General features: G+C 72.0%; 15 protein-coding genes. All 15 read right to left on the reverse strand.

Going from position 1 to position 12,522, the window contains the following annotated elements:
• Positions 1-9: 9 nt before the first annotated feature.
• The 15 genes from ABLE88_RS16650 to ABLE88_RS16720 all read right to left on the reverse strand — a co-directional run bounded on the left by ABLE88_RS16650 (position 10) and on the right by ABLE88_RS16720 (position 12,346).
• Positions 10-573, reverse strand: a complete 564-nt coding sequence (locus ABLE88_RS16650; RefSeq protein ID WP_348832812.1) for a phage baseplate assembly protein domain-containing protein — start codon at positions 571-573, stop codon at positions 10-12.
• The gene (locus ABLE88_RS16655) at positions 570-1,754 is read right to left on the reverse strand and encodes a phage baseplate assembly protein (protein ID WP_348832813.1); all 1,185 of its coding nucleotides are present in this window, start codon (positions 1,752-1,754) and stop codon (positions 570-572) included. The genes ABLE88_RS16650 and ABLE88_RS16655 overlap by 4 nt, the downstream gene beginning before the upstream one ends.
• A complete protein-coding gene (locus tag ABLE88_RS16660) occupies positions 1,751-3,037 on the reverse strand; it encodes a DNA circularization N-terminal domain-containing protein (protein WP_348832814.1) in 1,287 nt (428 codons plus the stop codon). The genes ABLE88_RS16655 and ABLE88_RS16660 overlap by 4 nt, the downstream gene beginning before the upstream one ends.
• 3 nt (positions 3,038-3,040) lie before the next feature.
• Positions 3,041-5,197 carry a phage tail tape measure protein gene (locus ABLE88_RS16665; RefSeq protein ID WP_348832815.1) on the reverse strand — a complete coding sequence of 719 codons (2,157 nt, stop codon included), beginning with the start codon at positions 5,195-5,197 and terminating at the stop codon, positions 3,041-3,043.
• Positions 5,198-5,325: 128 nt separating this feature from the next.
• Positions 5,326-5,793 carry a phage tail assembly protein gene (locus ABLE88_RS16670; RefSeq protein ID WP_348832816.1) on the reverse strand — a complete coding sequence of 156 codons (468 nt, stop codon included), beginning with the start codon at positions 5,791-5,793 and terminating at the stop codon, positions 5,326-5,328.
• Positions 5,790-6,155, reverse strand: a complete 366-nt coding sequence (locus tag ABLE88_RS16675) for a phage tail tube protein (protein ID WP_348832817.1) — start codon at positions 6,153-6,155, stop codon at positions 5,790-5,792. Before ABLE88_RS16675 ends, ABLE88_RS16670 begins: the two co-directional genes overlap by 4 nt.
• Positions 6,156-6,181: 26 nt before the next feature.
• Positions 6,182-7,651: a phage tail sheath subtilisin-like domain-containing protein gene (locus tag ABLE88_RS16680; protein ID WP_348832818.1), complete on the reverse strand. Its 1,470-nt coding sequence runs from the start codon at positions 7,649-7,651 to the stop codon at positions 6,182-6,184.
• Between the two features lie 3 nt (positions 7,652-7,654).
• The gene (locus ABLE88_RS16685; protein ID WP_348832819.1) at positions 7,655-7,954 is read right to left on the reverse strand and encodes a DUF2635 domain-containing protein; all 300 of its coding nucleotides are present in this window, start codon (positions 7,952-7,954) and stop codon (positions 7,655-7,657) included.
• Positions 7,951-8,535 carry a hypothetical protein gene (locus tag ABLE88_RS16690; RefSeq protein ID WP_348832820.1) on the reverse strand — a complete coding sequence of 195 codons (585 nt, stop codon included), beginning with the start codon at positions 8,533-8,535 and terminating at the stop codon, positions 7,951-7,953. The genes ABLE88_RS16685 and ABLE88_RS16690 overlap by 4 nt, the downstream gene beginning before the upstream one ends.
• Positions 8,535-8,969 carry a gp436 family protein gene (locus ABLE88_RS16695; RefSeq protein ID WP_348832821.1) on the reverse strand — a complete coding sequence of 145 codons (435 nt, stop codon included), beginning with the start codon at positions 8,967-8,969 and terminating at the stop codon, positions 8,535-8,537. The genes ABLE88_RS16690 and ABLE88_RS16695 overlap by 1 nt, the downstream gene beginning before the upstream one ends.
• Positions 8,966-9,163, reverse strand: a complete 198-nt coding sequence (locus tag ABLE88_RS16700; protein ID WP_348832822.1) for an Acb2/Tad1 domain-containing protein — start codon at positions 9,161-9,163, stop codon at positions 8,966-8,968. Before ABLE88_RS16700 ends, ABLE88_RS16695 begins: the two co-directional genes overlap by 4 nt.
• Positions 9,163-9,954: an HI1506-related protein gene (locus tag ABLE88_RS16705; protein WP_348832823.1), complete on the reverse strand. Its 792-nt coding sequence runs from the start codon at positions 9,952-9,954 to the stop codon at positions 9,163-9,165. The genes ABLE88_RS16700 and ABLE88_RS16705 overlap by 1 nt, the downstream gene beginning before the upstream one ends.
• 11 nt (positions 9,955-9,965) lie before the next feature.
• Positions 9,966-10,859, reverse strand: a complete 894-nt coding sequence (locus tag ABLE88_RS16710) for a Mu-like prophage major head subunit gpT family protein (protein ID WP_348832824.1) — start codon at positions 10,857-10,859, stop codon at positions 9,966-9,968.
• A 15-nt stretch (positions 10,860-10,874) separates the two neighbouring features.
• Positions 10,875-11,279 carry a hypothetical protein gene (locus ABLE88_RS16715; protein ID WP_348832825.1) on the reverse strand — a complete coding sequence of 135 codons (405 nt, stop codon included), beginning with the start codon at positions 11,277-11,279 and terminating at the stop codon, positions 10,875-10,877.
• Entirely contained in the window at positions 11,279-12,346 is a 1,068-nt protein-coding gene (locus ABLE88_RS16720) for a phage protease (protein ID WP_348832826.1), read from the reverse strand. The genes ABLE88_RS16715 and ABLE88_RS16720 overlap by 1 nt, the downstream gene beginning before the upstream one ends.
• Positions 12,347-12,522: the final 176 nt, after the last annotated feature.

Here is a 12,522-nt window from a genome sequence, read left to right on the forward strand (position 1 = left end):
GCATGAGGGCTAGACGTCCGGCGCCGGCTCGGCCGGCACGATGACGATGGCGGCCGAGGCGCGCGGGCCGGCCGAGGTGGCGGCGAGGTAGTGGCCGCCGGCGGCGATCTTCGCGACGCCGGCGGTGGCGGCGAACTTCTCGCCCGATTCCATCCGCCCTCTCACGAAGCTCTCGGCGATCTCCACGGCGCCGACGCCCGGCACGCGCGCGGTGACCGCCTTGCTGGAGACGATGTCGATCGAGCCGTCCGCCTTGACGTGCACGCGGCTCCCGTCCAGCCCGTAGAGCGCCACCTCGCCGGGCGCGAGCTTGCCCATGCGGGAAGACGGCGCGCCCACCGGCAGCGCCACCACGTCGCCCGCGTCGCCGCCCACCGCCAGCAGCAGCACCAGGCCGCCGGCGGGCGCGTTGGAGGCGAAGCCGTAGGGCTGGGCAACCTCGATCCGGGTGAGCTTGGCGCCGTGCCGGCCGGTCACGTCCACCACCTGGGTCTCGGCGGTGTCGTCCGTCTTGCCGACGACGCCGCGGGTGATGAGCCCGCGCAGGGCATAGGCCAGCTCGCGAATGCTCATAGGTTCTGCGCCGTCTTGTCGAGGGGCTTGGAGGCCGCCTTGTGGTCCTGGGTCCGCGAGCCTTCCGGCTCCACGTCGAACGCCTCGGGGCCGGTCAGGCGCAGGCGCGTGACCGCGCCGAAGTCGCCGTACTCCATCGCCACCCCGGCGATCAGAAGGACGCGGTGCACCTGCTGGAAATCGTCCCGCACCAGGGCCAGCTCGTTGGGGCGCCAGCCATAGCCGCGCACGGCGTGCTCGATCTTGATCGCCGCCGCCCGGGCGGTGCGCATCATCCAGTCCGCCTGGTCCTGCGCCGCCTTGGCCGTGAGCTGCGTCGCCGCCGGCGCCACCAGGGGGCGATAGCGCGTCACCTGGTCGTCGGTGGCGGTGGCGGCGATGGTCACGCCCGCCAGCTCGTGCTCGGCCACACTGGCGCCGCCTCCCTCGCCGCCGCCGGTGAGCGGCGCAGCGGTCGCGTCCAGCTTCACGGCCTTGCGACGTCGGCCGCCGGCGCGCTCGGCCTGGGCGACGACGTGGTAGGCCGAGAACCGCTCGCGCCAGCTGAAGCAGCCGCCGCTCTCGATCACGTTGCCGCCGGGATAGATCAGGTCCGCCGGCGCGCGGCCCTTGCCGCCCCTTGTGAGCACCAAAGCGCCGAGCCCGTCCGACACCAGCAGCACCTGGCGCTGGCGCGCGCCCTTCTCGATCGCCGCCAGCGCCGTCTCACCGGGCTCGATCACCAGGCGCTCGATTGGGTCGCCGAGATCCACGTCCACGCGCACCGCGAGGCCGAAGGGCTTGACGATCGCCGCGGCGATCTTGTCGAGCGTCTGGTCGCGGAACTCCCACGGCCCCTCCACCGTGGCCGCGCAGTCGATCAGGTCGCAGGTCTTGTCCCGGCCGGAGACGGTGACGCCCGCCTGGCCGTCGGCCGAGCGCGGCGCGATCTCATCCACCCAGCCCTTGAGCACCACCTGGCCATCCACCGAGAGCGAGGCCTCCAGCCCTTCGGTGACGAGGGCGCGGGCATCCATGAGGTCCGCCCAGGGAAAGCTGGCGTGGCGGGACGGGTCGCGCAGCTCCAGGTCGAACGAGGCGGAGATCTCCGACAGATCGCGCACCAGCCCGGCGCGCGTCCATGTGGCATAGGTCTGCCCGCCCATGGTGATGGACCAGCGGTCGGTGGCGGGCGCGATCACAGCAGCACCTCCAGCGGCTCGGGCGGCACCGCGCCCGGGCAGCGCAGGCGGTTGCGGGCGACGATGTCGTCCAGCATGCCGACCACCTGCGCCGGATCCTCGCCGGCGAGGCCGTGGGCGATCAGCCAGGCCGAGACGGTGCCGGCCGGCGTCACCAGGCGCACCGCCGGCAGGCGTCCGATCACCTCGTTGAGGTCGCGGGCGAGCGCGCCGCGCAGGTCCGCCAGCGCGCCCCACACCGGCGCCGCCTCGGCCGCGAGGTCCGCCGCCACAGTGGCTGCATCGTCGCCCGCCAGCTCCAGCGCGGCGTCCAGCTGCGCGTGCCAGGCGGTTGCCGCCTGGCGGCTCTCATAGGCGATGTCGGCCGCCACCCGCACCGCCTGGGCGAGCGCGGCGAGCCGGGCGCAGAGGCGTGCGGCGGCCGCCGGCGCGCCGAGCGCGTCGACCGCGCGCATGGCGCCGGCGATGTCGAGCAGCAGCTGGGCGCCCGCGGCCGGGGCCAGCGCGGCGGCGGCCTCGACGGCATCGCCGCCCGGGCCGATGGCCGCGCGGGTGCCGCCGAGCGCCGCCTCGGCGACGGGCGTCGAGAGGCCGGTAAGAGACGCGGCGATGGCGGCCGCCGCCTCGGTGCCGGAGCCGGCCGCTAGCGCCGTCTCGAGAGCGGCCTGGCTCTCCTCGAGCGCGGGCTCGAGCACGGCGGCCGCCGGCGCGCCGGCGCAGGCGGTGGCCACCACCGCGCCGATCGCCGCCGAGGTGGCCACCGCCGCCGACCAGGTGGAGACGGCGATGGTGGGGCCGCCCATGGCGCGCCAGCCGAAGGTGGCGGCCACCGAGACGAGCGCGCTGGCGGCGGAGAGCAGGCCGCCGAGCGTCGAGCCGCCGAAGGGCGATGCCGTCTCGGCGCGCAGGAAGGTGACGTCGAAGCGCACCAGGCGCAGCTCGCCGTCGCTGAAGGAGATCTGCGCCCCGTCCTCGGGCACCACCACCTGCATCTCGCCGAGCCAGGGGTGCAGCAGCGTGCCCGGACCGGCAGTGCGGAAGGCAGCCTGGAGCGCCAGGGCGCGGGTCACATAGTCGTCGCCGAGGATGAGGCCGCGCACCGTGACGCGCCCGTCCGACGCGCCGAAGTCGTCCAGCGCCGGCGCGTCGAGGCCCGGGAACCAGGTGAGCAGCACGCGCCGGCCAACCGCGACCGAGATGTCCGGGACGTGGAAGGTCACGCCCCGGAAGGCGCCGGGCTTGAGTCCCGGCAGGAGGTCGGCGGCGGTGCTCCATATGCTCATGGTCTACGGCCGCGCGAGGACTGGGCCGCGGTCCTGCACCAGCGGCACGTCGGTGGACTGGCTCTGGACGCGCGCCTGCGTCCCAGGCTCCGCGCGCACGATGATCTCCCCGCCCACCTTGGTGGTGGCGGCCGAGGCCGGCGGGCTCCAGGCGCCGCTCGCGCCGGCGGCGGGCGCCCCGTCGGGCGGGCTCCAGGCGCCGCTGGCGCCGCCGCTGGCGGGCGCGGGGGCGGGCGCGCCGTCGCCGAGCATCCGGCCCGCCCAGTCGGGCAGGCGGACCTCGGGCAGGCGGATCTCGGGCAGGCTCGGCACATGGTCCGCGAGCCAGTCGATCAGGCCCTGCCAGGCGCGCTTGAGCCCGTCGATCGCCGCGCCGAGGGGGCCCCGCAGCCAGTCCGGCACGATGATCTCCGGCAGGCTGGGCGCATGCGCGCCGAGCCAGTCGGTCAGGCCCTGCCAGGCGCCGCGGACGGCGCCGAGCGCCGCGCTGAGGGCGCCGCCGGTCCAGCCGTCGATCCAGGCGACGAAGCCGGTCCAGGCCACCTTGTGCAGGTCCCACACCGCGACGCCGATGCCGCCGAGCCCGGCGAAGATGGCGCGCACCCCGTCCGCCGCGCGGGCGGAATCGAGGGTGAAGATGCCCGCCACCCACTGGACGAAGCCGAAGAAGACCGCCTTGATCCCCTCCCAGAGGCGCCGGAACATGGGGCCGAGCGTGCCCCAGTTGGCATAGATGATGTAGGCGAGCGCCGCGAGGCCGAGCGTGATCGCGCCCACGGGACCGAGCAGGGCGGTGGCGGCCGCGGAGAGGATGCCGAACCCGGCCGACAGGATCGCGAACACCGGCGCCAGCAGGCCGAGGGCGGCGGCGAGCGCCAGGAAGCCGCCCACGCCGAGCAGCACGTAGTCAATGACGCCCGGCCATTCAGCGTCGAAGGCGCGCATCCACTCCAGCGCCCCCTTCAGGGCACCGGTGACGAAACGAAGCACGGGCTCGAAGGCGTCGCCGACTCTCCGGCTGACCTGCTCGCTGATCTCCGCGAGTTCCTTCAGGGCGCTGTCCAGGCCGGAGAGCTGGGTTTCCGAGTCTCGGCTGATGATGGAGGTGTCGGCGGCCTCGATCGTCTTCTTGAACTGCAGATAGTCCTTCGTGAAGAGGCGCATGGCCGTGATGAAGTCGAGCGCCTGCATGTCGCCGAACAGCTTGCCGACCTTTGAGCCGGCCAGCGTTTGCTCGATACGTTCCTTCACCGCGGCGGCGGCCTCCGCATCGGTGGCGCCGGCCCCTTTTGCCCGGTTGAAGATCGCTTCGATCTCCTTCTGCGGCACCTTGGTGAGCTGCATCAGCTTCTGGATCACCGCCTCGATCGGGTTGATCCCTCTGGCAATGGCGTCGGCCCGAACGCCGGGCAGGTCAACGCCCGCATTCTTGAAATTCTCGATAGTCTCCGGCCGGTTCAGAGCCGCCAGGAAGTTCCTCATATTGTTGGCGGCTGTGGTCGGATCAGCGGTCGCCTGCATTGCCACCTGGAGCGCGGCGCCGAGGGTGGCGACTGCCTCTCCGCCCTTGACTCCCAGGTTGGCCATCTGCCCGGCCAGCGCCGGCAGCTCCTTCGCCATGTTCTTGAACTCGAAGCTGCCGAGCTTGCCCGCGACGACGAGCTTGGCCAGGGACACCTCCATGTCCTTAGCCGCGATCGCCAACGGCCCGACCAGTGCCTTCGCGGTCGCCGCCGTATCCAGAGGGTTCGCGCTCGCCGCCTTGGAGACACGCGCGATGGCCGGCATGATCTTCGCAACGAGATCATCGTTGACGCCGCCCGCCACAAGGGCAGCCCTGGCGTCCACCAGGGCGCTGGAGGCGATGCCCGTCTTGAGGGCGAGCTGCTCCATGTCGCGGCCGACGGCGCGGATCATGCGCTGTGCGTCGGCGCCGAACAGGCCCGCCGTCACGGCCATGTCGCGCAGTTTCTGGTCGTAGGCCGCCGCGCTTTGCAGCGGCACGGCGAAGGAGATGGCCGCGACCGCCGCGCCGAGGATGCCGATCCGCTGGCCGAGCTGCGCTAGGCCCGCGAACTTGCGCTGCAACACCGAGAGCGGGCCGGTGATCCGGTCCACCAGGCGCACCAGAATGGAGACGTCGAGCGTCTTGCCGGCCATCTACTTCGCCTCCGAAACCTTGCGCTGGAAAGCCATGGCGGCGTTCCACCACCACCTGGCCCCGACATCGTCGAGGCCCTCGATCTCGGCGAGGGCGAAGCCGGTGTTGGCCGCGATACCGGCCAGTATCAGCCCTGGTTCGTCCGGCCAGCTCCGAAAAAAGACTCCACCACCTTGCTCGCATCGGCGATGTCGGCCGCGTCCATGCGGTCGAACACGGCGTTCATCACCGCCTCGCGGGTGCGCGACGAGCGGGCCAGCAGAAGCGCGGGCTGGCTCTCCTTCGACGCGCTCTGCAGGGCGCGGATGTCTGCCCCCGTCAGGCGATGGAAGGTCAGCTCGGCATAGCTCTCGGTGCGCGTGGCGCCGGTGCTGGACCGGACGGTGAGCGCAACCGGGAACCGCAGCGGTAGGGTCACGGTGCCGTCCCCGTTGCGCACCGCCCGGGCGGGCAGGCCGCCGACGAGATCCTGTTCCTCGTCGACGACGAGGCCGGGATCGTCGTCGACGACCACCGCGGCCGGCGCCGTGGCGGCGGCGCCGGCCTTGGTCTCGTCGAGGTCGATGGTGATGGCGGGCTGGCTCGGCTTGCTCACGACATGATCTCCTCGTAGCGGCCGGCGGCCCATTTCAGCTCGATCTTGCCGCCCTCTCCGCCGGTGATCTCCGGCGGCCCGTCCATGAGGAAGGCGTTCGGAAACACATAGGTGTGGCCGGTGTCGCAGATCACCTGCAGCTCGCCCTCGGCCTCGTCATAGAGCGAGGCGTAGGACCGGCCGCGCTCCAGCACGGTGGTGGCGGTGATCTCGGAGCCCACGAACTCCTGCGCGCGCCCCACCATCCGGCCGTAGGTGACCGCCGTGTTCTTGATGCCGCCGAGGCGCAGCTTGGCGCCCTTCTCGGTCGGGATCTGGATGCCCCGCCAGAGGATGTCGATGATGCCGAGCACCTGGCTCATGTGTCGCTCCTGTCAGCCCGCGCCCGTCAGACCTGGAATTCCAGGCTCGCCGCGAGCACCATGAGGTTGCCGATGATGCGCACCTGCTGGCGCGCGTTGAGGCGGTTGCGGTCGGAGGCGTCGCGCTCGAATGCGCTCTGGCGCACCGTGTCCTTGGCGCCTTCGATCCAGCCCAGCTCCTCGTAGAGCCGGCAGCGCGCGGCCCACGAGCCGAGCATGCGCTTGGGCATCACCACCACGCCGGACGTGTCCGCCTCGGCCGCGACCGAGCCGTCGTCCGCCAGCTTGTGGCGCGGATACATGAGCGTGACGTAGGAGGCCCAGTCCCAGCGCAGGCGGCTCATGGTCTTGGGCACCATGATGTCCAGCCAGGCGCGGTCCGGCACGCCGAGGGACGAGATCTTGTAGGTGGTCACCACGCGGTCGATGACGACGGTGCCGTCCGCCGCGCAGTTGAGGGTGGTGACGCCGCCCTTGAGCAGGAGATCCTGCTCGGTGTCGGTGAACTGGTCGGCCGCCGCCGGCGCTTCCACGTCGGGCAGCACCAGGCCGCGCAGCTGGCGGGCCGGGTCGTTGGCCAGCTGGAATTCGGCGACGCCGGCCAGGCTCGCCGCGATTTCCCACGGCGCCGAGGGCGCGCCCTTGAGGCCGACGCCGGTGATGTGCGGCGAGTTGGTGAGCCCGCCCTTGGTGGTGAGCGCGCCGAAGGTGCCGGCGTGGCCCACATAAGCGTGGCCGTCCTTGTTCGCGCCGGCGACGTAGCGCCCGGCGAGGTCGGCCGCGAGCGCGGACAGGGTGGTCGCGTCGTCCCACGGAACCACGATGCCCGAGAACCGCTCGGCCGCGATGGCGTCGAGCACGTCCTGGATGTCCGGATTGTTGGCGCCGGCCGACATGGCGGCGACCGTCACGGTGATGCCGGCCGGCACGGTGTCGTCGACGCGGCGGGCCACCTTGAGCTGGATGGCGTTGCCCGTCTCGCCCTTGTTGCGGGCGGTGACGGTGGTGACGGCGAGCGCGGCGGCGGCGGTGACCGGAAGCTCCGGGATGGCGTTGATCGCGGCGGCCGCGGCGGTCGCCATCTGCGCGGCGGTCATGCCGGCGGTGATGGCGAGCGGGATGCGCACCCTGCCCACATAGAGCGCGAGCGGGCCGGCGCCCGCGCCGGCGAAGGTGAAGGAGCCGGTGGCGGCGACGCCCGTCTCGTCGTCGGCGACGCCGATCGCATAGACGTCCGTGGTCTTGTTTGCAGCCTTGAAGGCCTCGACCATCTGGGCGCCGATGCTGCCGGCGCCGAACAGCGCCCGGCCCTGGTCGGCCCGCGTGATCCGGTGGAGCGCCAGCGCCGCGGCGGTGCCGGCGGCGAGCTTGGGGCAAACCAGCAGCGCGCGCGCGGGGTACGGGATCGCGCCCACGCGGTCATAGTTGGGCTTCACCTCGACCAGGGTGCCGGGCTTGAGCCAGTCGTAGGGGATCTCGTCGAAAGAGATGGTCATGCGTCAGCTCCTGCGCCGGCGGGTGGGCTTGTCGGTTGTCGTGGGGTCCTCGGCGGCCTTGGCGGGCGCGTCGCCCATCTGGTCGCCCACCTGGTCGCCGGCCTCATCGCCGGCGGCGGCGGGCGGCGCGCTCTCGGGCTCGGCCTCGGCCGGCGGATCGGCGGGCACCAGGTCGCCGTCCTTGAGGCGGCGGCGCACATACTGGTCGGGCTCGACCCAGGCGCCCGAGGCGGGCCAGGTGCCGCCGTCCGGCAGCGGCACGTTCAGGCCCTCGGCGACGGAAAGGTAGATCTTGCCGTTCATGGCGCGGGGGCTCCCGGCAGCTGGAGGGTGTCGGTGGCCGTCGGCGCGCCCTCGATCGCGGGAGCGGCCTCCCAGTCGGATACGAGCTTGGTGAAGGGGGGCGCGGCGGCGGGCTCGCCGAGGTCGGGGGCGAGCATCGTCATGCACTGCAGCTCGACGGCGCCGATCGCGACGGTGAGGTCGCCGTAGCCATCCGCATAGGCCTGCGCCGCGCGGGTGACATGAAGCGACCCGAAGCCTTCGAGCGTGCGGCCGTGGAGCGCGCCGGCGGCGGTGGCGAGCGCGGGATAGAGGCCGGGGCCGAGCCGGTCGCCGAAGAGGCGCGGCCCGATCCCGCCGGCATTCTTGACCGCGATCGTCAGCATCAGTTCGTGGACGCCTTTGAGCCGGCGCCCGGCTGCCTGGTCGATGCGGAACTCGCGCCAGGCGACGCCGATCCAGGCCGTGGTGCGCAGCAGCCGCTGGAACTCGCCGAGCGAAAGCGGGGCCGGGACGGCGTCGATCTGCCAGCGCGCGACCGGAAACCACGGGCGCAGCAGCGGCTCGATCGCCAGATGGATATCGGAGATGGGGTCGGCCATCACAGCCCCCCGTCCGCGCGGGTGACGAACGCCGGCGGCCGGTCGCTCACGCGGGCGCCCGAGCCGGCGGAGACCGGCACCAGGCCCTCAAGCGAGGCGGTGCCGGCGCCCAGCCCCTGAAGCCACTCCCGCACCTCTTTGCGCGCCAGGCGCATCTGCTCCGAGGGCTCGCGGTCGCCGCCATGGGCGAGGTCGTAGCGGGCGAGGACGCAGGCGGCGCGCACCAGGCTCTCGGGCGCCGGGGTGACTGGCACCGCGTAGCGGATGCGCAGATAGGAATCGATCTGGAGCGAGGCGTCCTGCAGCGCCTGGGCAATGCGCGCCTCCGGCATGGGCTCGTCCGCGGCCGGCAGCGAGCCGTCGGCAACCGACAGGCGCAGCATCTCCAGCGCGCCGAAGCGGGACACCATGTCGTCGACGGTCGCGTAGCTCACGAGCGCTCCTTGGTGGCGTGCTTGGCCGCCCAGAAGACGGCCTCCTCGACCTTGGTGGCGGCGAGCGACAGCTCGCGGCTCACCCCGATGGACCGAAGGAGGGCGAGGAAAGCCTCGCCCTGCCGGGTGATGTCGCGCAGCTGGATCGCGACGTCCGTGCGCAGGTGGGGCGGCTCGGGCGCCTGGTCCGCCATCACTTCGCCTTCGGCTTAGCGGGCGCTTTCGCGGGCGCCTTGGCCGGAGCCTTCGGGGGCTTGGCTGGTGCGGAGGCGGGAGGCTTGTCCGCCTCCGCACCACGCTCGGCGCCGGGGCCGTCCAGCCCGGGCCGCGCGTCGGAAAGGTCGGGCGAGGAAGCGGCAGGCTGCACCACCGCTCCTTCGCCCTGGCCACCTTCGCCGGCGACGTCGAGGGACGTGGGCACAACGCGGCCCCCCTCGTCGATGCCGGCCGCAGCGCCGGAGCTTTCGCTTTGGCGTTCGGTGGCCGCGCTGGTCGGGGCATCGGCGTCCGCCGGCAGCGCCCCCTCGGTATTGTGCGGGGCGGCGGGCTGTGCCCCACCCGAAGCCGGAGCCTCGGGACCGCCACCGGCGCTGGAGGCCTCGCGAGCCGTGCCAGACCGCCCCTGGGTATTCCATCCGTGCCGCTCGAAGATCTCGCGGGCGATGCGCTCAAACTCGGCCTTGGAGAGACCCTTGCCGACAGCGTCGATCACCGCGTCCGCGAGATCCTCGATCATCGCCTCAGCCGCTTGGCGGGGAAACATTTCGGCGGGCGGGAAGTGGCCGGTCATGGCAGCCGCGGCGGACAGCACGTCGGAGGCGGCCGAGATCGCGTCGACCGCCTCGACGGTGAACGCCGGATCGGCGCGCAGCTGCTCCACCTGCTCCGCCGTGAAGGCATCGGCCGGCCACACCTTGACCTTGTCGTGAGCGACCCCCGCGCGGCGATGGCCTGGCCGCGCGCAGGTGACCTTGAGGAACGACATGGACGCCTCCCTCAAAGCCAGGGGCAGATCAGCAGCTCGGCCGAGCCCTTGTGAATGTTGGTGGCGCCGGCGGCGTCGTTCTCGGCCAGCAGGATTTTCTTGGCCTGGCTGGCCAGCGTCTGCGGGACGATCAGGAGGCGCGGGACGATGCCGAGCGGACGGCCATAGTCGCCCTTCATGTTGCCGAGCGCAGCGCTGGCATTGGCATAGTTCGTGGCGTCGAGGGTCTGCTTGGAACCCCAGGCCATCTGCCAGAAGCCGAAGCCCACATTGTAGCGGCCGTCGACACCATAGGTGTACTGGTCGCGCATGAAGACGCCCGGATCGGTCTCCTTGTCCAGGGAGATGAACTTCCAGCGCTTGCGGATCTGCAGGATGAGCGGCTTCAGGACACGCCTGTCGTCGACCAGGAACCACGGCGTTCCGGCGCCGCCGTCGGTGTTGACGACGGAGACTTCCTGGCCCGCCTCGTTGAGCACGGGGTGGTCGGTGTCGAAGAAGAACTGGCCGTCATAGCAGGGGGTGGAGAAGCCCGCCTTCAGCAGCGCCCAGACCGAGGTGTCGTACTCGGCGCCGACGCTCTCGCCCATGTGCCGGAACATCGGCGCGTAGATGCCGATGTTGTCGTCTTCGATGTTGTCGCGCGCCACGCCAATGGTCAGCTCGAACTTGCGGTTCTTGATGCGGTAGCCGCTGGTCGAGAGGTTCTGGATCTGGCGGTCGCCGAGCCACTCGCGCATCCGGGGGAAGCTGCCGAGCCAGCCATACTCGTTTTCGCCCGTGGTCGAGGGGACCTCGGTGGCGATGCGGCCCCACTGGCTCGCGGCAGCGCCGGAGAGCCCGTCGTTGTAGGCGGTGTTGAAGGAGGTGTTCAGGCTGCGCAGCGAGGCGGCATTGATTTCCATGGGGCGAGGCTCCGATCAGAACTCGATCCACACGCCGAGATCATCCACGTCGCGGATGATGCCGGCGGGCGAGCGGGTGTTGGTGCCGTTGGTCTTCGCGACCGTCTGGTCGTCGACCACGTAGGCGGTGGCGCCGATGTCGGCGCGGGTGATGAGGTCGCCATCGGCCGAGTTGCCGAACCGGAAGCAGCCGCGCTCGTACTCGACGCTCTCGGCGCCGGCGACGCCGGACGACACCACCCGGCGCTTCACGCGGCCCAGCCCCTTTAGGGTGGTGGCGGTGGCGCCGGGCGTGCCGCGACCGTTGGCGTCGACGCACAGGAGCGACCCGGCGAAGAACGTCTTGCTCGCGGCGGTGGGGATGACGAAGTCGCGGGCGATCCGCTCCTTGGTGTCGCGGTCCTTGATGAGAGCGGCCATCAGAGCGCCTCCGTCTCGGTCTTGCGGGTCTCCGCGAACTTCTTCGGGTCCTGCCCCATCAGCTCGCAGACCTGGTGGTCGGTGTCGGTGAGCACCGCGCCGGCCTGGCCCTCGGGCGGGACGGTGCGGCGGGTGCCGTGCATGTGGAGCACCGGCATGGCGGCGATCTCCTGCTCGACCGCCTTCGGCTCCTTCATGTGCCGGGCGATGTAATGGTCGCGCATGGGCTTGAGGCCGACCTTGCCGGAGGTGATCGCGGCGTCGATGAAGGCGGTGGCCTCCTTGCGCGCGGTCTCGGTTTGCAGCGTCTCCAGGCTGGTCTGCAGCTCGATCACGGTGCGGCGCAGCTGGGCGTCGCCGCTGGTGGAGTTGCGCAGATGCGTCTCGATCTGCGTCGCGGTGGCCTTGGCCCAGTCGATGCCGGCGGCCTCCAGGCCCTTCTTGACGGCGTCGAGTTTGGGGGCGTCGCCCTGGCGCGCCTGCAGCTCGGTCGTCACCTGCTCGGCGGTGGCGCCGGCGGCGAGGCCGAGGGCGGTGCCGAGCGCAGTCACCTGCGCCTGGTGGGTGGCGAGGTCGGTCTTCTGCTTGCCGATGGCGGCGAGGATCGCCGCCTCGGAAGCGTCGGCGGCAAGGCCGAGGGCCTCCCGCAGCTTGGTCAGATCCATGGGATCGTGGCTCCGGTTGTGCAGTGTGGTGAGGGCGAGGTTGGGATCGTTGACCAGGCTGGCGCGGGCGATGCCGATCACGCGGCCGGTGTCCTTCTCGACGCGGATCGCCGGGGAGATGCCGCGATAGGCCTGGTCGGCCATGAGCTGGCGGCCGGCGGTGGTCCACTCGACGCGGCCCCAGATGCCGTCGGCCCGCTGCTCCAGCTGGACGATCCAGCCGCGCGCCGGCGAGGGGCGGCCGTCGGGGGCCGCCTTGTCGATCGCGTGGTTCTCGTCGATCGCCAGCTTGTCGCCTGCGGCGAGGTCGGCCAGCACGGCCTGGGCATCGAGCACGTACGGTCCGCGGCCGTCGCGGCCGCGGAACGTGCCGGCGGGCACCAGGTGCAGCCATTCGGGCACGCTGGAACCGCTGAAAGCTGAGAAGAGGACGACGTCGCGAGGCATGACCGCGACAGTGCCCGGCGGCAGCGCCGCGCATCATGCCCCCAGGGCGGGGGCATGACCTCGGGAGGGTCCGATGATCGGGATCGCGAGCGGCGGGCCAGGAGGCGCGAATCCGCCCCTTAGGGCTACAC

The sequence above is a fragment of the Xanthobacter luteus genome (genome assembly GCF_040049235.1).
Classification (GTDB): domain Bacteria; phylum Pseudomonadota; class Alphaproteobacteria; order Rhizobiales; family Xanthobacteraceae; genus Xanthobacter.